Source organism: Bythopirellula goksoeyrii, from assembly GCF_008065115.1.
GTDB lineage: Bacteria > Planctomycetota > Planctomycetia > Pirellulales > Lacipirellulaceae > Bythopirellula > Bythopirellula goksoeyrii.
This window is the reverse complement of record NZ_CP042913.1, coordinates 4,470,717-4,495,136: the sequence shown is the minus strand read 5'-3', so window position 1 is coordinate 4,495,136 and position 24,420 is coordinate 4,470,717. Positions and strand designations below refer to the sequence as shown.

The following is a 24,420-nucleotide window of genomic DNA, read 5'->3' as shown; positions in this document are numbered from 1 at the left end:
AGGTCAGGTACACTGGCTGGAGGCTACTTTTCGTCACCGACTACCTGTAATACCGAATAAAAAGCAGGTTTGGGCTGGTATTTGCGATCAAATAGCAACGGATAGTTTGTTCTGCCAGAAATCGGCCAATAGTTGCGCCATGATTGTCCGTCGTCGACGCCCCAAAAGGTTACTCTGCCGATAGTGTCTCGATGGTCGTGAAACATTCTAAAGATCTCTTCGTACCGATCAGACAATTGTTTTTGAATGTCATCGGGCAGCCCCGTGGGATACGGATTAAACTCTGGTTGGTCCTGTATGCGCATCGTCACGTCGGCACCGGTATTACTAGACGGACTAGGCAGCACATTCATATCCAGTTCCGTAATCATTAACTTCACGCCAAGTTGACTTAGACCGGTGAGCATCGACTCGATTTCGGTAACCGTTGGATAGTCGAGTCCCCAATGTCCTTGGAGGCCGATTCCGTCGATGCGAATGTTTTTGTTTCTGAGATCAGAGACGATTTTTCCAAAATAGTCACGTTTGCCGAGCTTCCATTCGTCGAAGTCGTTGTAATACAGCTCAGCCTCGGGGTCCGCCTCATGGGCAAATTGAAAAGCCTTCTCGATGTAGTCTGGGCCAATGATTCTATACCAAGGTGTTTCGCGCCAGGAGCCTCTGCTCTCGTCATTTGGATCGGTGACGATGGCCTCATTCACAACGTCCCATCCATGGATTCTGCCCTTGTAGCGACCAACAACGGTATGGATATGGTCCCGCATACGATCAAGTAAAGCATCTCGTTCGAGGGGATTTCCTTGGTCGTCCTCGAAGACCCATTGTGGCGTTTGGCTGTGCCACACCAATGTGTGGCCCACGACAAACATGTCGTGGTTCTCACCGAAATCCACGAATTTATCCGCGGCTTCGAAATCGTATCTATCTGGCTCTGGATGAACACTTTCCCACTTAAGCAGATTCTCAGCAGTGATTGAGTTGAACTGTCGGGCGGCTAACTCCAAAGCGGCTGGTGTATCGCCAAGTACTTGTGCAGTACTCAAAGCAGTTCCGACAAGAAAGTCCTTGTCGAAGGCCTCTTTCAATGTCGCTTGCTGGGCCAACGCGATACGTACCTGCAGGCAAATGCTGCAAATCACAAGTTGAATTAGAATTTGGGAGATGGGTTTATTCATAATCAGATCCACTTTGGAATGGAACCTCATTCTGTCACCTAGTAGCTTGCTTGTTGTCGTCTGCGACGCTGCGTGAGCTCTTCGTGCATTTGCAGTTCAGTTGGCTTATCAATTTTGTAGTATAGCAACGCTCCTACTCCCAGAAAGAACGAGATCGCTGGGAATATGCTCATTAGCAATCGGATTCCCTCGAGGGTATGCTCTGATTGTGCTGCATTGGGAGCATACTGGTAGTAGTCAAGCAGCCAACCTTGGAAGGCACCTCCCAAGCTCAGACCCAGCTTCAATGCGAATACGGTCAAAGCAAAAGTCATGGCGGTCGCTCTGCGACCCGTCTTCCACTCGGTAAAGTCGGCCACGTCTGCCATCATGGCCCAGAGCAAAGGGATCGTGGTCCCGTAGATAAATTGCAGTAGCATCTGCAACAGTAAGATCGCTTGCACTGCAGTGGGTGGCAGAAAATAGAAAGCTGCCATGCAGACGGCAGTGAGAAACAGACTTACTCGGAAGACATCCCTGTTACCGAATCGCATTGCTAGTGGCTTGGAAAGCAATACACCGGCGATTGTGGTCAGGGTTCCCAATCCATTAAACCACCCGAAGAGATCCTGCCAGGAAGGAGTTCTCCCAAAAACCTCACCTTCCCGAATGTAGTATTGGAAGTAGTAATAAGTACTCCCGCCACGCATGGAGAGGCAAATAAAGATAAACACAGTAGCCACAGCCAGCGCCACCCAGTTGCGATTGCCTAACAAGTCAGCCAAGTCTCCGCGAAGTGAACTCTTGAACTGTGGATCAGGCTTTACTCTCTCTCTTGTAGTGGCAAAGGTAATGAAAAAAAACACCACGGCAATGAGTGCCCACAATGCAATCGTCTTCTGCCATGCCCCAGCAGGGTCTGCTTGCCCGCCGAAAGCTGCCACGATACTGAGCGTGTACGTCTGAACTACAAACTGGGCGATCATCGCGAAGACAAAGCGCCAAGTTACCAAACTGCCACGCTCTGCACGGTCACCTGTCATCACCCCGGTCAGTGCCGAATAGGGGATGTTGTTGGCCGTGTAGATCATCATCAGCAGATTGTAGGTAATGACAGCCCACACGATCTTTCCGGTCAAACTAAGATCGGGGACAGTGTAACACAGGACAAAAAGTATCGCGAAAGGTACGGCAGTTATCAGAATCCAAGGTCGGAACTTTCCCCATCTTGTATCCGTTCGATCAGCGAGTGCTCCCATCAAGGGGTCGTTGAAAGCATCCCATAATCGAGAAAGTAGGAAAATGTAGCCTGCAGTTGAGGCGGCAATTCCAAACACATCAGTATAGAAGCCCATCAAGAACATGATCTGTGTTTGGAACACAAAATTGGCGGCGCAATCACCCAGACTGTAACCGGTTTTCTCCAGAACGGAGAGTTCTTGTGAGCCTTGTTGCATCGACACCCTTTAGGATCGGCCTCTGATCGACGTGTGGTTCTTCAGAGTAACACACTCGCATTGGAGTGGAGAGATATCCGCAAGACCTAGAATCGCGGCCTAATCTGTGATTAACTCAATGTTGATCGTATTGCTGCCAAGTTCGACATTGTATTCCAGGCCAGATGTAGTTACTTGCAAGTATTTTTCTGGAACCAGTGGCTCTGAAGGCTCGAAACTGCGTTGACCTTCCGGCACATCTGGTGGGCGGAATGCTTGTACCGAAGCTCGGTATTTCCCAGGTGATAGCCCGGGCAACTTGTTCGTCTTGAGTTCGTAGCCGCCGTTTGAATCGAGATTGCTCACCGAGGGAACAGCGGTGGGATCTTCAGGTACAAAGGTTACGAGGCCAGGAGTAATTGGATTTCCATCGAGCGTTACGACTCCGATCGCCGTTGAACCATATTCGCTACCGCACCCAGCGAGCGAGGCAATAAAAAAAGTTGCGGCCGTGCACAACCAAGCAGAATTGCTGCTGGGCGGGTAACTAACAAGGTAGGTTTGCATTCATTTCGCTCCTAAATCCTGCTGCAATACATTCACTCTTTAGTGGAGGTCTCGCCACGGTTACGGGTCGAAAGCGCACGATAGATCAGGGGATTAATTCCGTCTTGCACGAATGATACCGAACCATCGGTCATCGCAAAATTAGCGCCTCCTGGATGTTTGCTTCGGAAACCCCGGTACTGTGTCCAGCATTCTCTTGCACCCGGATTTGTACAGGCTCCTGAAGTATTTGGATCCCAATTGAGTTTGATCGCCGTGATCGCCCAGTCTCCATCGCTGGACCACGCGGGGCTGTTGCCATCGACTGGGGAAGTCTCTCCAATAAGAAACGTGTTGCTGGCGCCGTCAGTTACTTGCCGCAATTCTACACCCCCGCGGATATAGGTAGTTCTCCAGAACATTCCCACGCAGTCGTCGCCACTGTAGCATTGGAACAGCGGGTCATATGTATATAGGCCGGGAGGTTGTGGGGCGAAGCTGGGTAGGAACTCGAAGTGCGCATCGCCAGCATTACCCTTATAACATGTTGTCGCAACGGTAAGTTCCCTGCCGAAGGGTACGCTATTGTCGGAATATGGAAACTGGTTCAATTGCAATCCGCCGAATTCGTCCGAAGGACAGACCAGTACCTCGGGCTGAGTTTCAACCGCTGCGCGGAAATTAGGATCTAGTGTATAGTTCATTCCCAAATTCTGCCTGTCATTCCAATCACCGTTCAGTCCATGTCCAGGAATGTTAAATCGGTCGTAGAGTGCTTGTTGTTCCATGTATGGCAAGACACGCACTATCCAACCACCACCGTCAAGGCCTTCTTTCGGAGTACCGAATCTACTGCGCGGTTGCCAGGTATAGGTGAGCGAATCTATATCAACTTCTTGAACGGAATTCCCGTCGTAATAGTCTTCGTCGATTGGAAATGCACCTTGCTGGTCGTGGTGGTTGATTGCCGCCAGAGCTATGTTCTTCAAATTGTTGACGCAACTGGTGCGGCGGGCTGCCTCACGCGCGGCTTGAACTGCCGGTAGCAGCAATGCGACAAGAACACCTATGATGGCGATTACGACCAGCAATTCGACCAACGTAAATCCGCGACGAGTAGTAGGACTTGTCATGACTTCCGTTCCCAATTTAGTTGAAAAGCTCTGGCATATATATCTTAGCCAGAGAGCAAGATATTAACGGAGCCGATGGGCTGCCCAACCCACCGGCGCCATGACTTCAATCAGGACCTCTCTGTTATTCGGCGAATGGGCAACGCGCCAGCAGCACACAGCAGGAGCATCCAGGTGGCTGGTTCAGGGACGCTCGCTGAGGCAGCAAGCGGCGGCGCTCCATAGTTGGCCTGCCAATCGGACAAGTTCCCGACGGCAGGATTTCGTTGCCAGACGAGGAAATCGTTTCCGTCCACATCACCATCATCGTCGAAGTCCCCGGCAATACCATCGGGTCGCTCGACAATTGAAAAACGCAGTACTTCAATGCCCAGCACACCCGGGTCATCACCACTCGATTGGATCTGCATCTGGCTGAGTCCGAAATTCTGCAGTCCGTCACCGCCATTAGTAAATCCGAAAGTAGTAACGAAGTCGGTTTCAGATCCGGTTCCCAAGGGAATAGTAAAGGTGCTGAAATCAGACGTATTGAAGTTGGAAGTGTCCACGAAGAAATTGTAGTCATCACTTCCCAAGCCAGGGCCACTGTCGTCTCCGTCATTGTCACCTAAGACCAGATTAAACTGGTCGGCGGTGTTGTTGGGGAGTAATTTGGCCTCGATCTCTATTTGGTATTGAGTGGCATCGAAATCTACGTTCAAGCCGTTAAAGCCAAAACCACCACTGGGCCCACCAGTTCCGGCTGGATCCGCGTTGATTAAGAAGGTTGAGCCCGACGCATCCAGCACTCCGGCCTCGCTAAAAGTGCCAAACGTAAAAGTTTGGGTTTGGGCCTCATAGGTTGTTGTGTTGAATTCGATAAGCAAGGGATCGTCTGGGTCAACCAACTTGATGCTCTCAACATCAATCTTCAAGCGGTTTGTACCACCGAATTCACTTTGAATCTGCATCTGCCGCAGTCCGTAGTTTTGAACCATATCTCCATCCGTTTGCCCATTGGCAGCTTGGCGATAGACCGGACCTGGGTTGATCAACGATTGGGTAATGAGTGTCGGTTGACCAGGGGTTAGACTGGCGAGATCAATGTAGAATTGGTATTCCTCGCCCGTGTCGACTCCGTCGTTGTCGACAAGTACGATGCGGAAGTTGCTGGCGACGTTAAGGGGGTCGACCGTCAGCGTGATCTCTAGCTGGGTCGTTGCTGCAGTGAAGTCGGCTACAATGTCTGATCCCATTCCACCGAAAAGACCGTTTTGTCCATCGATGTCGCTATTGATGTCGATACTGATTGAGCCACCCGAGGTATCGACGGCAAAGAAGTCGTCAAAGTCGGCGAACGCAAACCCGTTGGCATCGAATTGAGCCGCGTCGAAATTAGCAAAAACAGCACCCTCGACACGGGCAGAAGTAAGAATGAATATGAACGCAACGATTACACTGGTTTTCTTGGCATAAGATTTAAACATGATCAAACCTCCTAGTGACGAGTACGTGAAGAGAATCTCGGTTAAAAAGACAACTTAAACGTCTAGCAATTGCACCTCCATTAGATCCTTGACGCTGGTGGAGCCGTCGTGCCACGAATAATAAGTTTCTGACGTAATACTACGTTTTGCAGTTTTTTCGAGGCTGGCTTTTCGATACAGCGCACCAGCATTTCAGCTCCACGATGCCCCATCTCTTTCATGTCGTATCCGACAACAGAAAGAGGTGGAGTCATGTGTCGTGTCATCATAATGTCGTTAAAGGCAATAAGGCTTAAGTCTGTTGGAATCGACAGTCCGTGAGCCCATGCTGCGTGAGTGATTTTCAAGGCTTCTACGTGGCAATACCCAAGTAGCGCGGTCGGTCGGTCATGGGTCAGCAAACGGTCGATTGCTTCATCGGACCCGATCTGCCAGGTTTCTCCTCGCACACAGTCGCCTGCCTCTTCAATAGCTCGGTTGAAACCTTGCCGTCTTTCATCCACGCTCACATGGAAGCGAATTGATTCATCGATATAGAAGGCGATGGATTTATGCCCGAGTCCGATCAAGTGGCGAGTAGCCGAATAGGCGCCCCCCACATCATCCGGAACCACATGAGGCACTTCGTCGCCGAGCTTATCTCCTAATAAGATCGTAGGTAGCCCGCTTTTCCAAATAGCATCCTCGGTGCCTTCGGGGATATGTAGCAGCATTGCCAGCCCGTCGACGGCACCTCCGTAGATGAGTTCCTTCCAATGTTCCTGCGAGTTGGCGGGAATCAAGCGCAAATCATAGTTATGTTGTTGCAGTGACTCAGTAAATGAGACTGCAATTTCATTCATAGGATCCTCAAAAATCCAACTTGGATTTGAATAGAGCAGGCCAATCGTCTGTGTTTTGCGACGAGATAGGGCCCGTGCTCGCCAATCGGGTTGATATCCGAGTTCTGCTGACAGGCGGAGAATTTCCGCAGATTTCTCAGCACTACGTTTCTGGGCGCCTTTCACGTCGCCCCTCAGGACGCGCGCGACCGTCGAGTGCGAGACTCCAGCTTTTCGGGCAATATCATTGATTGAAACTGGCAAGATGTTCTACTCCGATTCCCGTCAACAAATTCTTGGTAGATCGCTGGTGGGCGTGTACCATTGAATCTCTCGACGAGAGGTGCTTTCCAAAGGCGCGAAAGTAACTAAGTAGTAAATGCAGATGAGCAAAAAGTCTTATGTGATAGCGCTGTCAAATAGAAACCACCATTTCACAGCGTGATTTTGATGCTAATCCTATTTTTTGAGAAAGTCAATTAAAAATTTGGAAAATATTTGACAGCGCTGTCACTACATGAGAAAATCCTGCTTGTAGATGTTGAATTAGCCGGAATCCGCGCTTATTTCTGAGCGCGTTCCTGCGTTGGGAATGCTGCAGGCTTGCCATCGAAGGAAGAGTGAAACGACTCTTCTTGAGATGTGCGACCTAGAATGGATGACGGCAATCGTCGACCGGTGTCAAGTAACGTCTCTTGGAACTTTTTCTTTTCTGAGGCTGGTGATTGTAATGGATGGAAACTTACTTGAATATAGAGATTGCCAACACCTTCGAATGAATCACTGGCTTAAAGGCCCTTGTCGCTGGAAGTGGCTAGTATTTTCTCTACTCAGCATTCTCGTTCTACGGCCAGCTGTTGCTGCAGATCTCGTCTTGTCGGATTTTAACGGCACAGGCTTTGACTATACGTTTGGCGGCTTTAATCAGTCTACTGGAGTGAACTCAGTTCGCATCCATGACCCGGTGGATGATTCGGGTGGTGCTGGTATTGGCCTTTCGCTTGACCTCGCTTCTCACGCCGATAGCCGTTTCGTGGTCGATTTGTTTCCAAACGCTGGCAATGGAGTAGACAAGTTTGATCTCGAACTGATTGACTCCTCTGGTAGAACAGGTAAATGGACGTTTGGTGTTTCAAGTCTTGATATCGGCGTTCCCAGTACATTGGTTTCCGCGACTACCCTCGCCAATCCGACGCATGGCGTCGGCGACTTTGCCAATTTAGATCTCAGCGATATCACCACTTGGCAAGTACTTGGTACTTTCAGTTCGCCTTCCCCATTCGATTTGAGCTTCGATAGGGTGGCGATCTCTGATACCGTTCCCGCCCCACCGGCCTACCCAGGTGCTGAGCCAGATGCTCTGTGGCGGACTGAAGCCGCAGCGCGTATCGAAGCCAATCGCAAAGCCGATATTCAAATCAATGTCACAGACTCTCTCGGCAATGCAGTTTCTGGCGCGGAGGTCTCCGTGCAGATGACAGAACATGAATTCGGGTTTGGATCGGCAGTTGTCGCCAGCAGACTACGAGATAGCAACCCAGTTCATGACGCGTACAAGCAGAAAGTCTCTGAACTGTTCAATCTGGCCACCATCGAAAACAATCTGAAGTGGCCACCTTGGGAAGGTGAGTGGGGCAGCAATTTTACTCAGTCTGGTGCTCAGAATGCTGTGAATTGGCTTGCTGGGCAAGACATCAGCGTCCGCGGTCACACGCTTGTTTGGCCAGGTTACAGCAACTTGCCGACACCGATTAAGAATTTGCTCGACAATGCGCCACTCAACGGGGCACAGCAACAACAGCTGCGCACTGCTATCGCTGATCACATAGCCGACATCGCTGGTACGTTTGCTGGTCAACTATCAGCCTGGGATGTGATTAATGAGACTCGCACCAATCATGATGTCATGGATAATCTCTCGGAGGGAGACCTGGCCATGGTCGATTGGTTCAATGCTGCCTTGGCTGCTGACCCGACAGCGAAGCGATATATCAATAATTTTGGCATTCTCTCTTCGGGTGGCGGGACGAACACTTTCAACCAACAAGAATACTTCGACACGGTGGAATTCCTCGTAAACAACAATGCCCCGATTGACGGCATCGGTTTTCAAGGACATTTTTCACAAGGAGATTTGACGGGTCCTGAGGATCTGTGGACGATATTTGATCGTTTTGCTCAGCTTGGACTTGATATGCAAATCACAGAATTCGACTTCGGCACTTCAGATGAGCAACTCCAAGCTGAATATACTCGTGATTTTCTGACGGCGGTGTTCGCTCATGAAGACATTGATGACTTCCTGATGTGGGGCTTCTGGGAAGACGCTCATTGGCGACCAGAAGCGGCGATGTTCAGCAGTGATTGGACGATGAAGCCGAATGGTCAAGCCTATCTTGATTTGGTCTACTCCGATTGGTGGACGGATGAGGAACTGACTTCAGAACTCGCCGGTTCTATCGATCTCAGAGGATTCAAAGGCGACTATGAGATCACCGTGACGCACAACGGGGCAGTTCAAGTTGTTACCGCAAGTCTGACCGACGGCGGACTGATTCTTGATGTCGCGCTTCCAACCCTTAGTGCAGACTTTGATGGGGACGGTAACGTTGATGGAAAGGACCTCACGGTGTGGTCAACATGGTATGGAACTTCCTCTGGTGCAGTGCAGTCGTCGGGCGATGCGAATGGTGACGGAATTGTCGACGGCAGGGATTTCTTGCTATGGCAAAGACAATTTGGCAGTTCGCCAAGTCTGCCGGTCGCAGTTGTACCAGAACCGACTTCATGGGGCTTGATGCTAATACTTGTTCTTGTTCAAGGCAGCTATTTCCTCCGTAATAGGTGTCTTCAACCTGCATGAACGCCGTCTATCGCTTCGACCCCCAAAGGTATATTGCTCTATTAAGCGCCTTGCGGCGCGGACTTCTGCGAGCGTCCTCCATCAGGCAGCGCATGTCTGATCAACTTATGTCGTGAGGTTTCTTATCCCCAAAGCATCAAAGATATTTTAGTAGCTCAACACCATTGGCCGATGACGCGGAGTATTTTCTCGCTGGTGAAACAAACCTTCGAGGCTCACAGGAGTGGCTTCTTAAGGGGCGGCAATGCTGAGCCTTCCGAGTGAACATACGGTACTATTCAAGCCTGATGTGGTAGGTCAGACGCCAATATCGATTTCAGCCCCGGCAGAGCAACTACCCGAAGAGTGCGCCGTGCCACCACCATCGAGTCCATGGCCGTGAAGTTTGCGTGGCCGTCGGCCAACTTACTTTGCCATCGTTTGGCGTTTGGAGTTCTGTTTCTGCAGCGACAAGCGGCAAGGCTCCGAGTGTTGTCGCAATCAGTAGTAAAGCAAGCTTGATCCAACTTGCTCTATGGACGGATATCATTGATTCAACACCAGAATTCACCCACACATTCTGGTGAGGAGGCCAATTCTGTTTGGGGCAGGGGACCAAGAAGCAATCTCACCTGTTTAGGATTGTGCTTGTCGAGTTCTTGATGCACTCGATCCCGCATATCCATTTAATACCAGTGCTAATCTAGCACAATTGTTTGAATCGCTTCAGCTGGTATAGTAAGTGTCGTGTGAAGGTTGTCACATACGAGTTTGTAGCTTACTGCTTTTTCTGTTTGGTTGAGCGCGACCACGGCGATGCTGCCATTGGGATTGCTGCAGGCAGTGACCATGAGATCTTTCGCTTCACAATCGATTCCTAGTCGGATCGCACCAGGTCGAATGAATTTGCTGAAGTGCGCCATCACATAGTAGAGCGGAGTGTAATAGACTTCCTTGGTTTCAGGTTTCACCAGGACAGGCGCGATACACCAGTTCTTCGCATGGTTGGGACCTCCCTTGTCGTCTAGCACGAGATTCCAGTCGACCCAACCGCTGAGCCAAGAGTTGAGTCCTCCGATTATATCTCGGGCATATCGGTAGACGGGCACGTATTTCGGGTGAAGGTGTTTGTCCTCTTCGGGTGCCCAGTCATACCCCCAATCCGTCGCTTCTTTACTCCAGTACCAATCGTCATCTTGCCAATGTGGTATCTCTGCGTCGATGCAACCTTCGGTTTCGATTAGCGGCTTGTCAGGAAATGCTTCATGCACTTCGGTAAGAACTTCGGGATACCATTCGACCGTACTGCTGTACCAATGGACGGCTGTCCCGTACACGAACTTGGCTACTTCGGGGTCGCTAAAGACTTCGGTAACCCACTGCTTCAGATGGTCTCGATTTTGGTCGTAAATGAGTATCTTGGTATCGATTCCATCCTCTTGGAAGCGAGGGCCAAGGTGATTCTTGATGAAGTCAGCCATCGTGGCAGGGGTGTATATCATGCTCTCCCATTGGGCACCATTTCCAAGCGGTTCGTTCTCGACAGTGACCGACCAAATGGGGATGCCCAGCTTTTCATATTCCTGAATATACTTCGAGAAATAGAGTGCCCATGTTGGATAGAATTCTGACTTGAGGGAACCGCCATACCAGAGGTTATTATCTTTCATCCAGGGGGGAGCGGTCCAGGGAGAGGCAATGATCTTGAACTCGGCATGTGGAACTGCCAAGGCGTCCTGGATGAGGGGAACGAGATCATCGAGGTCGGGCTCGACACTAAAATCTACGAGATTGATATCGCTCGCCGTATTGGCATAGGCATAGGTATCGAGTGAGAAATCGCAACTATTAATGTGCGTCCGAGTCAAGGAATAGTTTGCACCTGCAGGGCTGAAGTAGGAGTTGATGACTTCCTTTCTCTTCTCACTATCTAGCTGATTCAATACATACGCGGTGGATTCGGTGAAAGCACCCCCGAAGCCGAAGATTTTTTGAAAACGTTGCTCTTTCTGAATTCGGATAGTGGGAAGCTCTGAGTCATTAGCACTAGACAGATGTTCGTGGGTTCGTTCCATGAGCTTTGCGCCTGCACGTGAGGTCTCAAAAATCTTGATCTGCAAGGAATCCTTCGCATGACAAGGCGCCAAATTTGCTTGATGACCTACCAAGATGGTGACTATACAAAGCCAGAAGGATGAAATAGACATAGAAGTGCTACTTGTTGTGATTGACGGATAAGCTGCAAAGTTTCAGGATTGTAACTATCGACAAGTCAATTTTCAATTAGCGACACCAGCCGATTCGAAATGGCTTACATAAAGATTTGAAGTTGTAGTCCTATCTTGTGAAGCGAATTCCCATGTAAAACATTTTCATGTCCATGTCCTTAATATACACGAAGTCTTCAATGATTCATTTTGTGACATTGCTGAAAAGAACCTCTCATCGCATCAAAGACGCGAAGATGGCTCCCGGAAACCTCGGATCAATCGTCTCATTGTTTCTAATCGCCTGGATACTTGGTCACGATTCGCTAATAGGTTCATCGAATCTTGCTGCCAAGGAGCCGTCGCCAGCACTTAACGTAGATGCGGTTCCGCCTGCACCTGACCTTGGGCCAAATGTTTTCGTATTCGAACCAGGGCAAGGCGAGGCACAACATCAGATCGACACAGTTTTCGCTCAGCAGGAGCGGGCGCAATTCGGTAAGGGTCGATTTGCGCTGCTCTTCAAGCCGGGGAACTATGAGCTTGAAGTACCGGTTGGTTTTTATACCCATGTGGCAGGGCTGGGCGAATCGCCCAGTGATGTGACGATCGCGGGCCACGTTTGGACGGACGCAGCATGGATGAATCGAAACGCTACATGCAATTTCTGGAGGGCAGTCGAGAATCTCACTGTAGCGCCACCGGATGGGGTGAACATTTGGGCAATTTCGCAGGCAGCGCCCTTGCGGCGTACACATATTCAAGGGGAACTCAAGCTGTCCTCTGGAGGCTGGTCGAGCGGTGGGTTCATGGCGGACTGCAATGTGGATGGGAGTGTCCAGCCCGGTACACAGCAACAGTGGTTCTCGAGAAATTGTGAGTGGCGAGAGTGGAATGGTGGTGCTTGGAATATGGTCTTCGTGGGGTGCAACGATGCGCCTGAAGGCGAATGGCCTGATGTGCCGTTTACCGTGGTTGACCAGACACATGTCGTCCGCGAGAAACCGTACCTTGTAGCCAAGGACGACGGGCAATGGTTCGTGCTGGTCCCGCCGCTCCGCCGCAAGGGGACGACTGGGATTACGTGGAATGATGAGGAATCACGAGGGGAACTGCTGCCGCTGGAGAGATTTCACATTGCGCGGCCTGATCGCGATACAGCCGAGAGCGTAAACAATGCTCTACAATCTGGAAAGCATCTGCTCTTCACCCCAGGGGTTTATTCATTCGATGATACGATTGTTGTTACTCGACCTGACACAGTAATTTTTGGCCTGGGTTTACCAAGCCTAACTTCCTCCTCCGGCAAGCCAACCTTACGCGTGGAAGCCGGCGAGGGAGTCATCATTAGCGGAATTCTTTTCGACGCCAGCCCGAAAGAAGTGGAAACGCTGGTGCAAATTGGACTTCCAAATCGAAACGTAGGTCATGAGGAGAATCCGACTTGTTTGCACGACATTTTTTGCCGCGTGGGAGGCAATGGCGAGGGTAAGGCGAAGCAGATGGTGACGATCTATGACAACCATGTGGTTGGCGACAATCTATGGCTGTGGCGCGCTGACCATGGCAACAACGTGGGCTGGGATGAAAACACTTGTGACACGGGGCTGCGGGTCGAGGGAGATGATGTAACGATTTATGCCCTGTTTGTCGAGCATACACAGAAGCACCAGACGGTTTGGAATGGCAATGGAGGGCGTGTCTTTTTCTATCAGAGCGAAATGCCCTACGATCCCCCTTCGCAGGAAGCTTGGCGGAGCGACACTGGCGAAGGGTATGCGTCGTACAAGGTCGGTGAAAAGGTGGTGAGCCACGAGGCATGGGGTCTGGGAGTTTACCATGTGTTCAAAGATGCAGTTGTGATTGCTGAGAACGCAATCGAAACGCCCATTTCCCAGGGCGTCGTCGTTCACCATGCGTTGACGCATCGCCTCTCGGGAGGTCAGCCGGGAAGTGGGATTCTCAACGTGATCAACGGACAAGGAGGCGAAGTCGTCACTCGGCAAAAGGCAACCGTGAAGTAGGAAGAGAGTCGTTAGAGGTTTGAGCCTAGTGAGTTTATGGTGCAAGGCCTGGTACACAACAGAGCGGTTGCCAAGCATACCAATGTGATAGAATTAGGTTCTGGAACTGTTGCCAGGTACTGCTCTAAATACAGCGACGCGTAATGCAGTTTTTCCATGGGATTGGCACCATCTGGCGATAGCAGCACATAGATGGGATCGCTGTCTCTTATCATGCTGGGCTGATTGAGATCTGTAGGAGACGCAGAGAGGCGGAACTCAAGGACGTGGATTTCGTTCGTCGGATGGCCATCGATCGAGTAATTCACCAAGATATCTGCGATGCCCGTCTGAGGGACTGAGGAGCTAAGCAGTAAAGTGCCAAGCGAGTCGGTAGTGACGGTGGTACCCGCTTCAATGCGGATCACTTCCCCCGGGTCGAGCGGCCGGAGGTGAGGAATCGTTCCCGGCAGTGGCATCATCGGCGGATTGACCCACTGCGATGCACTGAGGAGTTCCAAAGTAACTTCATGATCCTTCAAAATAACGAATGCAGTGCCGATTTGGATCTCGTAGTCTGGCAAGAAGGAATTCGCGATAGGGCCCAATTCTGGTATCGTAGAGTTCTTCCAATGATCATGCATAGAGTTCACATAGGGCCTTGTCGTGGGAGCTCCGTCCGGCTCGCCCGTATTAATGCCTTGGACCTGGAGTTTACCGTTGACGACTTCGATCGAAAATATTCGGCCTTCGTGACTAAGAGCGTTATCTGCTGCCGCGAACCGAAAAAAAAAGAGAACACATACCCCGAGTAAACGGAACAGAGTGAGACAATCATTCATCGAAATCACCCACGTCGACCAACTTTCAAAGTGTAAGTTCCGATTGGCCATCCATTAAGTTTGCTTGATAGGCCACAGTTCCCCCGTATGCATTATATCCAACGGGTACGCCTTTCGAAGTTCTTCAAAAATCGAAATGAACTCCGGCTTGAATTCGAAGACTCAAAAAATCGCCTTCAAGTCGAACAATGGTCCTTGAAACAAATTTACATTTTGAATTATCGTCACGTTACTGACTCTTGGCCTGATTGCTTTCCTTCTTGTAACCCGTTGTAAGACCCATCAGAAGTGATCACAATGACCATAGTGAAGATTCTAACTCGCTTCAGATCTCTTAATCTCAAACTTCTTGCTGCTTCCCCTCTATCGAGTAATAGGATTGGTGTGATTATGGCTACTCGTCTCTCAAGGTTTGCGATAGTGCTGTGGGTCGTATGGGTTTGGTCTCTAACTAATAGACCAGTACTTGCTGATGAACATGTAGTTCCTGAGGGAGCAAGTGTCGATTCTGCTGAGCATGAGTTCGTCTTGCGAGAGTTCACTCCTGTCCTCAAAGACAAGTGGATTGGCCAAGGCATATCCTACGGCCCTTATCGTGAGGAAGAGTCACCGGGCGGCCTTCAGCCAACGCGCGAGAAACTAACCGAAGATTTGAATTTGCTTTCTCAACATTGGAATTTGCTCCGGATGTATGGGGCGGGCGAATCAGCCGAGGAAGTTCTCAAGATTATTCACGAGAAGCGTCTCCCGTTCAAGATGATGCTAGGAGCTTGGATTGTACCCGAGGAGAGTTCTGCCAATCCCTTACTGGCAAAAGAAGCAAATAGAATGGAAATTGCTACGGCTATCCGTTTGGCAAATGCGTTTCCCGAAGAGGTCATTGCCGTGAGTGTGGGCAATGAAACTCAGGTGTTTTGGTCAGATCACCGCACTCCTCCGGAAGAACTGATTCGTCACATTCGAGAAGTCCGCTCTGCGACGAACGTGCCTGTAACGACCGCAGACGACTTCAATTTTTGGAATAAACCCGAGAGTAAACAGATCGCCGATGAAATCGACTTCATCGTTACGCATATCCACGCCTTGTGGGCAGGGCTGGAATTGTCAAAGGCGATGGAGTGGACCGAAAAAATCTATGGTGAGGTAAAAAAAGAATATCCCGATAAAATGGTAGTCATTGGTGAGGCAGGTTGGGCCACTCAAGTTCACAACGAAGGAGAGCAAGCAAAACTCATCAAAGGAGAAGTAGGTGAGTCGGAGCAACGTCAGTACTACGAGCAATTTACCGAATGGGCTCGAGAACACAAGATTTGTACATTCTACTTTGAGGCGTTTGACGAACCCTGGAAAGGTGGCCCTCATCCGAACGAAGTAGAGAAACACTGGGGGCTTTATCGAGTTGATCGTACTCCCAAGAAGGCTCTGGCCGGTTCCGAAGAATAGTATTGACTTGATAGCTCTCCGAAGGCCGTCACACATCTAATAATTTGAACTTAGGAAATAGTAGCGTGCCTGAAATAGCCAATCCAATTCGGTCGGGTTCAGTCGTCGGTAAGTTCATTCAAATCAATGGACAAGATTTCTATCAAATCGAGAACTACGACAAGATGCCTCCGTTTCTCATAAGTTTGGTCAGTGTAGGTGACCAGTGGATGTACGTATCTTCCACTGGTGGGCTCACTGCTGGGAGAGTGAGTGCCGAGAACTGTTTGTTTCCCTATTTGACGGTCGATTTGTTGCATGACTGTCACTCTCATACTGGACCACTCACCTTGGTGCGACATCAGGAGACCGGAGGGCAGTATTCATTCTGGCAACCCTTTGAAGAGAGTCTTACCACAGGTTGTCGGGGTTCTCGAAAACTTCTGAAACATGTCGCAGGGGATCAGCTAATCTTCCAGGAGACGAATGAACGTTTAGGACTTGCCTTTTCCTCGAGTTGGAGAACCTCAACGAAGTTTGGATTTATTCGGACAGCGACATTGGAAAACACGGGTTCCGAAGAAATAGAGATCGAGTTGATTGATGGATTGCAAAACTTGACTCCAAGCGGCGTACCGCTGACCACGTATCAGCGAGCAAGTTGCTTGGTGGATGCCTATAAGCACAACGAATATGATGCTGCGTCAGGGCTTGGGATCTACAGTCTGACTTCTCAGATTTTGGATCGGGCAGAAGCAGCCGAGGTTCTGCGGGCCACGACAGTCTGGTGTCGAGGCTTATCCAATGACCACGTTTTTCTTTCTTCAAAAGGGCTCAATTCTTTTTGTGCAGGAGAAACACCTGAACCGGAATCGCTTTGTACTGGTCAACGCGGAAATTTTTTCACCTACACGACATTGAAGTTGGCTCCAGGCCAGTCCCATTCATGGTATCTGGTCGCAGATGTGGGGCGTGATCACCAGCAAGTTGCAGAAATACGCCGGAGGCTCGGCGACGAAGCTTTACTTGACGAATCATTAGAACAGGCAATTCACGACGACCATAAAGAATTGCTTCGAAATGTTGCCAGTGCGGATGGCCTGCAATCGACAGGCAGTCAGCTTGCCACTGCACATCACTTTGCCAATGTGCTGTTTAACAATATGCGTGGCGGAGTTTTCAGGTCGAACTATACGATTGAATCACATGATTTCATCGCGTTTGTCGCTTCGCGCAATCTTCGCACAAAAGATGTAATGCAGACTTTTTTGCGTTCACTCCCCGAGCGGATCGATTCTAAAGAATTGTTGAAACTCGCTCGAGAGCAGCGAAATACTGATCTGGTGCGAATTGTGTTGGAGTACCTGCCTCTTACATTTGGCCGGCGTCATGGGGATCCCAGTCGTCCGTGGAACGTCTTCGAGATTCACGTTCGCAACGAGGATGGCTCATGTATTTACAACTATCAAGGCAACTGGCGAGATATTTTTCAAAACTGGGAGGCTTTGGCGAATAGCTTTCCTGCTTTCTTGCCGAATATGATCGCCAAGTTTGTGAATGCGTCTACAATCGATGGGTTCAACCCTTACCGCATTTCACGTGATGGAATCGACTGGGAAGCACCCGATCCAGAGGATCCCTGGAGCAACATCGGCTACTGGGGCGACCATCAGATCATCTATTTGACAAGGCTCTTGGAGTCACTGCAGCACTCTTTTCCAGGCCAAATAGAGGGACTTCTTGAAGATCAAATATTCTGTTACGCTAATGTTCCTTATCGCATTCGTCCCTATGAGGACATCGTTGAGAATAGCAGCGAAACGATCGACTATGATCGATTTACTGCTCAAGAAATTGCACGGCGCGTCGAAGATTTAGGTGCCGACGGAAAACTGGTGCTCGATGCCCAAGGCGACATTTACTATGTAAACTTGATTGAAAAACTCCTAGTTCCCGTGCTGACTAAGCTCTCGAATTTTGCCTTGGATGGAGGGATTTGGCTCAACACTCAACGGCCTGAATGGAACGATGCCAACAATGCGCTAGTTGGCTCTGGCCTGTCGATGGTCACTGTCGGCTATCTACGCCGCCATTTGAACTTACTAATCGGATTGATCCGTGAAATCGGCGACCGGCGGCTTTCTATCTCCATCGAGGTCGAACAATGGTTCCGTAGTATCCGCAGCCTGCTGCAAGAAAATCGTCATCTGCTCCATGAGACGACCATCACTGAGAAAGCAGTGTTTCGGATATTGCAAGTTGCGGGACAGGCATTCTCTGACTATCGACTGAAAGTCTATGATGAAGGATTCTCGGGTAAGCACACTATTGGCAGTACCGAGCTGGTAGAGTTTTTCCGCCTGGCCGTCGAATACTTGGATCATTCAATTCGAGCCAATCGTCGTGCGGACTGTTTATATCATGCTTACAACTTGCTAGACCTGAATTCAACTGACCACTCTGCGAGTGTCAATCCACTTTACGAAATGCTCGAAGGACAGGTGTCGGCACTCAGTAGCGGCCTGCTTGATGCTGCCCAAGCGGTGGAACTGATTGATGCGATGTTTGAGAGCAAACTATTCCGTCAAGATCAGAGTAGCTTCATGCTCTACCCTGATCGCAGCCTGGACGGTTTCTTACTCCGCAACAGGATTCCCGAGGAGCGGTTATCCTCGGTTTCGTTGTTACGCGAAATGGTGAAGTCCCATAACAGATCGATTATTGTTCAAGATGTTTTTGGCGAATATCATTTTGCCGCTGCAATTCAGAGGCAAGCTGAGTTGAATGAACAGCTTGATAAGCTGGGCCATGACTCGCACTGGTCTGAATTGGTGGCTCGTGATCGCAGGGAAGTGATAGAAGTCTTTGAAGAAGTGTTTTCCCATAAAACCTATACAGGTCGATCAGGGACGATGTATGGCTATGAAGGTTTGGGGTGCATTTATTGGCATATGGTTTCGAAGCTTCTTTTAGCGGTTCAAGAGAATGTCTTTAGTGCTATTGACCGACAAGCCTCCAAGAATGTCATCGATGCCCTGGCTGATGCCTACTATTTGGTTCGGGCGGGACTTAGTTCAGATAAGACACCTAGCCAATACGGTGCGTTCCCCACGGACCCCTATTCCCATTCACCCAAGCACAGCGGTGCCCAGCAGCCTGGCATGACCGGACAGGTTAAAGAAGAAATACTTACCCGACAGGGCGAACTGGGAATTCGAATTCTCGAGGGCCGACTCCATTTTGATCCAGTCCTCCTGCGTCGCCGCGAGTTCGAAGAGAATTCACATGAGTTTCACTACTTCAACCTTACGGGCGAAGCACAGTTACTCCAGCTTGGTCCCATTGCACTGGCATTTACTGTCTGCCAGGTTCCAATTGTGTATTATCTCTCCGACGAGGACTTCTCGATGGATGTGCACTTTGCAAATGGCAGCAAGGTATCCTTTGAACAGGCTTATCTCGATGCTCACCTGAGCTTAAAGCTATTCGAACGAACAGGTGAAATTACTCGGATCGAGGTGCGTATTCCTGAGCAAGCTGTGCTTCGTGCCTGAGAAACTGCAAATCCGTCAGACGGAGTCTCCCTCTGCAACGAGAAGTTCTTCCGGTTTCCCTCGACGACGTTCTAGTTCTGCACGTATCTCGTAGGCCCGAGCTTCTGTGATTTCGTACGTTGATATGATCCATATCGCGACGGCAGAGCTTATCAGAGGAACGCCAACGTCAAATACTCTCAGCAACCATAAGGTGCGTTCTGATTGAGAAGACTCTAGTGCAACATCAAAACCTGATGCTTCCAACATGACTCCAGTCAGGAGTCCTGCCAGCGCCATCCCTACCTTGACCATCCACCAATAGATGGCCCCGAAAACCCCTTCACGACGCTGATAGCTCTCGAGTTCGTCGTAGTCGCATACGTCGGCCACCATCGAACCCATGAGCGTGAACAGTGAGCCGGTGCCGAAGGCCACAAAAGGGCAGGAAGCCAACAGCCAATACGGATGTTCCGGATTGTAGCCGACCCACTTCAATGCATAACCGACTAGTGAGAGAGATATCGTAATCAAAAACGTTTCGCGTTTGCCAATTTTGGTCGAAATCCAGGCGGTCAAGGGAATGACTACCAAGGTGCTGACGGCGGTGAGGGTTCCAAACCAACCAAACAAGCTACCGGCTTGTTTGTCATCTCCAAAGAATACGTAGTAAATAATAACGTAGAGCGAAAAGGACGCTCCCAATTGGTAGCCATTGAATACAAGAAACGTTGAGGAGCAAAGTTTTGCGAAGGGGCGACACGAGAGCGCCGTGCCGATGCCCTGAAAAAAATCCTTCGAATGGCCCCAGAAGCCTTTGACGTTGTCCTCTTTATTTGAGAGAGTTTGTGCCGGCAGCGGAACGATCTTCTCTCGGCAGAAGATAGCTGGAAAAACCCCCAGCAGACAGATGGCCCCTCCCACCCAAAGTGCCAACACGCGGGCACCATGCACCGTATTGTCAAACAATTCGCTCGCCATGATCGCATAGAACCATGGAACCCCCAACCAAGCGAGTTGACCGACGGTATTGGCAAAGGCTTGTAGGCGAGTTCGCTCATGATAGTCGGGCGTCATCTCGAAGCCGAAGGCAACGAAAGGAGTTGCATAGATGGTATAGGTGAGGAAATAGAGGATCGAAGCGGTCAGAAATGTCCAGAAGTAAAAACTCTCCGAGTGGCCCGGCGGAAGTTGCCACATCGCAGCGAAGACAATCCCGGCAAGAATAGCGCCGGCAAAGATGTAGGGCCTGCGTCTGCCCCAGCGGGACTTTGTATTGTCGGAGATGTATCCCATCATCGGATCAGAGAGGGCATCGAAGATGCGGGGAGCAAAGCCGATGATGCCTACCAGAACCGGGCTCATGCCGAGCCCCAGATTGAGAATGACAACCATCGCGGGGAGCGCAGCCGCCTGTAAATTGTTGACTAGCATGCCGACTGAATAGGCAGATTTTTGGATCAGAGAAATCCGATCCTCAGGCGGTGTCTGGTGATGTTCAGTCTGTCCCACAAAATACCTCAGATATTTCCACAGTTTAGAACCTGTAAGACTTGCTCTCTTAATAGGGCGAAATTCTCAAGCTCCGGTGTCGTGTTCCTGGGAACAGCTGATTTGACAAGATGGAAAGGTCGATTATGATGGCCATTACCAAGAAACAGTTTCTGAATCGTTACAGGATACTACTACAATGCCCACTATTCGACAAGTTGCTGAGCACGCAAATGTGTCAATTGCGACTGTTTCTCGGGTAATTAACAATAGTTCTTCTGTAACTCAGGAGATTCGCACCAAGGTCTTAGAGGCTGTAAACCGCTGTGGTTACGTTCCAAATGTATCTCGTCGGAGCACTTCGTTTCTTGGTCTGATTTACACGGGTCCTTTCGCGTTGGGTTCCACCTACGACATGTCTTTGGTCGAGGGAATGGGCCAAGCCATGACTGGGGTCGAATTAGACTTAGTAATCCTCGACCCTACCCGGGATAGAGGTTCAGACGAGACCTATACTCAGTACTTTCTCCGCAAAGGTATTCGCGGGGTCATCCTACGGTCGACTGTCGAAGGGCGTAAAGTCTGCAAGCAAATTGCCGAGGAAAATTTCCCCGCTATTGTCGTTGGCGACCATTTTGACCACCCCACGCTGAATTTCGTCTACGCAGATTCCTTTACGACCAGCAAGCAAGCGATTGAGCACTTGATATCTTTAGGTCATCGAAAGATCGCATTTGCTGCCAATGAGTTCGACGATGGTGACCACGTCGATCGCTATCGGGCTTACGTTGAAGTATTAGACAGGAACGGAATTCCACTGGAAAATAGCCTTGTTTTTCGAATTCCCGCCCATCGTCCCGATGGAGCCCAACTGCTTCGTAGCTTGATGAGTGTGCCGAATCCTCCTACGGCAGTGTACATCACGGATCCCTCGGTAGCCGTAGGGCTGTTAAATGAAGCACACAGTATGCGGCTAAATATTCCTCGCGAGTTGTCAGTGGTCGGTTTTGACGATCGAGATATGCGTGACTTCGTCTATCCAAAAATGACCTCCGTTTGTCAGGATGCCAATAAGCTCGGCTCAGTCGCATTTCTGCAGCTCGCCAAGATGGTGGACAACGGCATGAGCCAGCGGCCCGATGATCGTATCGAGACGAGTTGGTTTGAAATCAATGGAACTACGGGCCGAATTCCCGAAGAGCAGGTAAGAGTCCTGCCCGACGGAACTAGAATTCGATTGGATTCAGCCTGAAAGAGGCAAATATCCGTATCGAAATAGGCCAGAAAAAAATTTCCGATTTTGCTTGACATGTCGGTCGCAACGATTATACTGAAACTGTACCTGAAACAGTTACATGCAACGGGTTAGGTTTGGGGGCAGGTTTACTTTTTGGTCCTATTCGCATTCGCTCTGTAGAATAGAGACAGTCGAACCGGCGGTTGCTCATAACTCTTTTCAGATTCAGATAGCGTGTTCTTGTTTTTTGGTATCCCCTCGAGTGTGGGGGGCCTTGTCCGTTCTTTTTTTTTGAGGGAATTGCTCATGAATCGATTTAAATCACTCGCCTGTTGTGCCATTGCAGCTGTAGCTGCTCTAGGAATGCAGGCACAGGCAACAACGGTCAAAGTTGGACAATCTACGGCACCTTGGTTGGGTTTCATGAATGTCAGCAACCTACCGGCACCGGATGGTGACGGTGCTTATCAATTTGGGAGTGGATGGGCAGTTCCAGATCTTCCCGTGTCGTTTGACGACGCGAACTCGAAACTCACATTCTTCCCCAATTCAATCAACGATCCCAATGAGTATTGGTACCAATGCACTGGCAGCGGTAGTGCCCCAAATTGCGGAAGTCCTGGCGCCCTGGGCAACAAGATTATGGAAGCCAATATGTACATTGAGGAGACCGACGTCCTTAATGGCCAAACCGTGACCTTTGAATACAATATTTTGGCTAATACGTTCACGTCTGCTCATACCGCGATTGCCTTCATTCGCGACTTTGCCCCTGACTATTCAAGCTCTAACGATGTCTATTCTGCTCCGCTTACCCCTGGAGCGTCCAGCATCAGCTTGGCAACCGATGCAGCAGCTGGGCGGCATGTGCAGTATGGCTTCCAGGTCAAGGGTGTGAATGTTTGGATTACCGATATCGCTCCATTTGGCAATCTGATGGTTGGCACGGTTCCCGAGCCTGCCTCACTGTCACTCGTCGGAATGTGTGGCTTGGCGTTCGTTGGAATGCGTCGCCGCAATCGGAAGTTGGTATAATTGAAGAAGTGCGATTGCCCGCCCCTTGGGCGGGCAATCGCCGATTTACCTGGGATGGCTTGCTTCAGTGGAATGTCCTGCAGCAGCGGCCATCAATGTTACTGAAAACAAAACACAATTACTTCTTTGAGAAACAATCTCTCACTACTTTGAATGGGCTAGACGGTTGCGAAGTTCGTCACGCTTCAATAGGCGAGATGCTTTTGAGATTCATTGGCTTCTTCATTCTGTTGGCAGATGCCTGACGAGTTCACTGCCGGGGCAGCTAGCCCTATTTATCATTTGCAATCTGGTCCTGATGTTGCCAGTCAATCAGCATCTGACAAATACCTTTAATAATTGGGAAACGAACAATGAAACATACACTGATAATCTTGATGGTCGGTTGTGCTGTTTGGGCCACATCAAACCTGGTTCATGCACAAGTTACAGTTGGCGTAGATATGGGTGAAGAGTGGTTGGGTTACATGAATGTGTCGGAATTGCCGGCGAATGGTGGTGCATTTCTATGGGGCAGTGCCTGGGGAACTGCCGACTTGGTCGCAGAGTTCTCTACTTCTCCTTCCACATTGACTCTCTCTCCCAATACGATCGATGACCCCAACGAGTATTGGTACCAATGCACGGGCAGTGGTAGTGCCCCAAATTGCGGAAGTCCCGGCGCTCTGGGCAACAAGATCATGGAAGCCAATATGTATGTCGAAAAGACTGACACTCTCGCTGGTCAAGTCGTGACCTTCGAAGGCAACGTACTTTCGAACTCGCTCTCAGATCTCTTTGGTGACTATTTGACTAAAATATTTATCAAGGACTTTGCCCCAGACTACTCCAGCTTCAATGTTACAGAAGAAATTATCGACGTAGGTGATACGGGTGCCTTTAGTATTTCGCTGTTTACCGATCCAGGACTTGGTCGTCATGTGCAATATGGTTTTGCCACGACTGGACCCAATGTCTGGGTTACTGACGCACCTGCCTTAGGCACGGTTGTTGTTGAAGCTTTCGGAACCCCTCCAGGGACAGCCGGGGACTTCGATGACGACGGTGACGTGGATGGCAATGACTTTCTTGTGTGGCAAAGGGATACCGCCGTGGGCAGTCTGACTGACTGGCAGGATAACTATGGCTTTACACCGCCACCTGTTAGCGCCGTAGTGGGTGTACCGGAACCTAGTAGCTGCGTTTTGGCCTTGCTAGTGGCCGTTGGCGCAACCAGCCTACGACGTCAGCATCGTGGATACTGCTAAAAAGT

16 protein-coding genes are annotated in these 24,420 nt (G+C 49.9%); 7 read left to right on the top strand and 9 right to left on the bottom strand.

The genetic code is table 11. From position 1 onward, the window contains the following. Positions 1-23 precede the first annotated feature (23 nt). The 6 genes from Pr1d_RS17745 to Pr1d_RS17720 form a co-directional block, all read right to left on the bottom strand. Positions 24-1,175, bottom strand: a complete 1,152-nt coding sequence (locus tag Pr1d_RS17745) for an endo-1,4-beta-xylanase (RefSeq protein WP_210417761.1) — start codon at positions 1,173-1,175, stop codon at positions 24-26. 38 nt (positions 1,176-1,213) lie between these two features. Next, positions 1,214-2,611, bottom strand: coding sequence for an MFS transporter (locus Pr1d_RS17740; protein WP_148074777.1), 1,398 nt, complete (start codon positions 2,609-2,611; stop codon positions 1,214-1,216). A 99-nt stretch (positions 2,612-2,710) separates the two neighbouring features. After that, complete coding sequence (locus tag Pr1d_RS17735) at positions 2,711-3,157, bottom strand: hypothetical protein (RefSeq protein WP_148074776.1); 447 nt, start codon at positions 3,155-3,157, stop codon at positions 2,711-2,713. A 32-nt stretch (positions 3,158-3,189) separates the two neighbouring features. After that, positions 3,190-4,269, bottom strand: a complete 1,080-nt coding sequence (locus Pr1d_RS17730) for a DUF1559 domain-containing protein (RefSeq protein WP_148074775.1) — start codon at positions 4,267-4,269, stop codon at positions 3,190-3,192. Positions 4,270-4,379: 110 nt separating this feature from the next. Further along, positions 4,380-5,735, bottom strand: a complete 1,356-nt coding sequence (locus tag Pr1d_RS17725) for a hypothetical protein (protein ID WP_148074774.1) — start codon at positions 5,733-5,735, stop codon at positions 4,380-4,382. Positions 5,736-5,815: 80 nt separating this feature from the next. Continuing rightward, positions 5,816-6,820: a LacI family DNA-binding transcriptional regulator gene (locus tag Pr1d_RS17720; protein WP_148074773.1), complete on the bottom strand. Its 1,005-nt coding sequence runs from the start codon at positions 6,818-6,820 to the stop codon at positions 5,816-5,818. Between the two features lie 511 nt (positions 6,821-7,331). On the opposite strand from Pr1d_RS17720, the gene Pr1d_RS17715 reads away from it, so the two are divergent. Then, on the top strand, positions 7,332-9,419 hold the full coding sequence (locus Pr1d_RS17715) for an endo-1,4-beta-xylanase (protein ID WP_168205324.1): 2,088 nt from the start codon (positions 7,332-7,334) through the stop codon (positions 9,417-9,419). 677 nt (positions 9,420-10,096) lie between these two features. Here the strand turns inward: Pr1d_RS17715 and Pr1d_RS17710 are convergent. Then, positions 10,097-11,473: a glycoside hydrolase family 30 protein gene (locus Pr1d_RS17710; protein WP_210417760.1), complete on the bottom strand. Its 1,377-nt coding sequence runs from the start codon at positions 11,471-11,473 to the stop codon at positions 10,097-10,099. Between the two features lie 389 nt (positions 11,474-11,862). Between Pr1d_RS17710 and Pr1d_RS17705 the strand changes: the two genes are divergently transcribed. After that, positions 11,863-13,629, top strand: a complete 1,767-nt coding sequence (locus Pr1d_RS17705; RefSeq protein ID WP_148074770.1) for a coagulation factor 5/8 type domain-containing protein — start codon at positions 11,863-11,865, stop codon at positions 13,627-13,629. 11 nt (positions 13,630-13,640) lie between these two features. On the opposite strand, the gene Pr1d_RS17700 is transcribed toward Pr1d_RS17705, so the two are convergent. After that, positions 13,641-14,450 (bottom strand): hypothetical protein, encoded by an 810-nt coding sequence (locus Pr1d_RS17700; RefSeq protein WP_148074769.1) that lies wholly within the window; start codon positions 14,448-14,450, stop codon positions 13,641-13,643. A 390-nt stretch (positions 14,451-14,840) separates the two neighbouring features. On the opposite strand from Pr1d_RS17700, the gene Pr1d_RS17695 reads away from it, so the two are divergent. Together Pr1d_RS17695 and Pr1d_RS17690 are read left to right on the top strand one after the other, a co-directional pair. Then, a complete protein-coding gene (locus Pr1d_RS17695) occupies positions 14,841-15,893 on the top strand; it encodes a glycosyl hydrolase family 17 protein (RefSeq protein WP_168205322.1) in 1,053 nt (350 codons plus the stop codon). 65 nt (positions 15,894-15,958) lie between these two features. Further along, positions 15,959-19,426: a hypothetical protein gene (locus Pr1d_RS17690; RefSeq protein ID WP_148074767.1), complete on the top strand. Its 3,468-nt coding sequence runs from the start codon at positions 15,959-15,961 to the stop codon at positions 19,424-19,426. A gap of 15 nt (positions 19,427-19,441) precedes the next feature. On the opposite strand, the gene Pr1d_RS17685 is transcribed toward Pr1d_RS17690, so the two are convergent. Further along, the gene (locus Pr1d_RS17685; protein WP_148074766.1) at positions 19,442-20,917 is read right to left on the bottom strand and encodes an MFS transporter; all 1,476 of its coding nucleotides are present in this window, start codon (positions 20,915-20,917) and stop codon (positions 19,442-19,444) included. Between the two features lie 178 nt (positions 20,918-21,095). Here Pr1d_RS17685 and Pr1d_RS17680 point away from each other — a divergent pair, with 178 nt between their 5' ends. From Pr1d_RS17680 to Pr1d_RS17670, 3 genes are all read left to right on the top strand, one after another. Next, the gene (locus Pr1d_RS17680) at positions 21,096-22,148 is read left to right on the top strand and encodes a LacI family DNA-binding transcriptional regulator (RefSeq protein WP_148074765.1); all 1,053 of its coding nucleotides are present in this window, start codon (positions 21,096-21,098) and stop codon (positions 22,146-22,148) included. 291 nt (positions 22,149-22,439) lie between these two features. Then, entirely contained in the window at positions 22,440-23,168 is a 729-nt protein-coding gene (locus Pr1d_RS17675; RefSeq protein WP_148074764.1) for a PEP-CTERM sorting domain-containing protein, read from the top strand. A 353-nt stretch (positions 23,169-23,521) separates the two neighbouring features. Beyond that, complete coding sequence (locus Pr1d_RS17670) at positions 23,522-24,415, top strand: hypothetical protein (RefSeq protein WP_148074763.1); 894 nt, start codon at positions 23,522-23,524, stop codon at positions 24,413-24,415. The last annotated feature ends 5 nt before the right edge of the window (positions 24,416-24,420 follow it).

What these genes read in the sequence shown, in the direction of transcription:
- Pr1d_RS17710 (WP_210417760.1), bottom strand. Translation starts at nt 11,473, where the DNA reads ATGGAACGAACCCACGAACATCTGTCTAGTGCTAATGACTCAGAGCTT.
- Pr1d_RS17670 (WP_148074763.1), top strand. Translation starts at nt 23,522, where the DNA reads ATGAAACATACACTGATAATCTTGATGGTCGGTTGTGCTGTTTGGGCC.
- Pr1d_RS17715 (WP_168205324.1), top strand. Translation starts at nt 7,332, where the DNA reads ATGAATCACTGGCTTAAAGGCCCTTGTCGCTGGAAGTGGCTAGTATTT.
- Pr1d_RS17675 (WP_148074764.1), top strand. Translation starts at nt 22,440, where the DNA reads ATGAATCGATTTAAATCACTCGCCTGTTGTGCCATTGCAGCTGTAGCT.
- Pr1d_RS17740 (WP_148074777.1), bottom strand. Translation starts at nt 2,611, where the DNA reads ATGCAACAAGGCTCACAAGAACTCTCCGTTCTGGAGAAAACCGGTTAC.
- Pr1d_RS17725 (WP_148074774.1), bottom strand. Translation starts at nt 5,735, where the DNA reads ATGTTTAAATCTTATGCCAAGAAAACCAGTGTAATCGTTGCGTTCATA.
- Pr1d_RS17705 (WP_148074770.1), top strand. Translation starts at nt 11,863, where the DNA reads ATGGCTCCCGGAAACCTCGGATCAATCGTCTCATTGTTTCTAATCGCC.
- Pr1d_RS17735 (WP_148074776.1), bottom strand. Translation starts at nt 3,157, where the DNA reads ATGCAAACCTACCTTGTTAGTTACCCGCCCAGCAGCAATTCTGCTTGG.
- Pr1d_RS17695 (WP_168205322.1), top strand. Translation starts at nt 14,841, where the DNA reads ATGGCTACTCGTCTCTCAAGGTTTGCGATAGTGCTGTGGGTCGTATGG.
- Pr1d_RS17700 (WP_148074769.1), bottom strand. Translation starts at nt 14,450, where the DNA reads ATGAATGATTGTCTCACTCTGTTCCGTTTACTCGGGGTATGTGTTCTC.
- Pr1d_RS17745 (WP_210417761.1), bottom strand. Translation starts at nt 1,175, where the DNA reads ATGAATAAACCCATCTCCCAAATTCTAATTCAACTTGTGATTTGCAGC.
- Pr1d_RS17730 (WP_148074775.1), bottom strand. Translation starts at nt 4,269, where the DNA reads ATGACAAGTCCTACTACTCGTCGCGGATTTACGTTGGTCGAATTGCTG.
- Pr1d_RS17680 (WP_148074765.1), top strand. Translation starts at nt 21,096, where the DNA reads ATGCCCACTATTCGACAAGTTGCTGAGCACGCAAATGTGTCAATTGCG.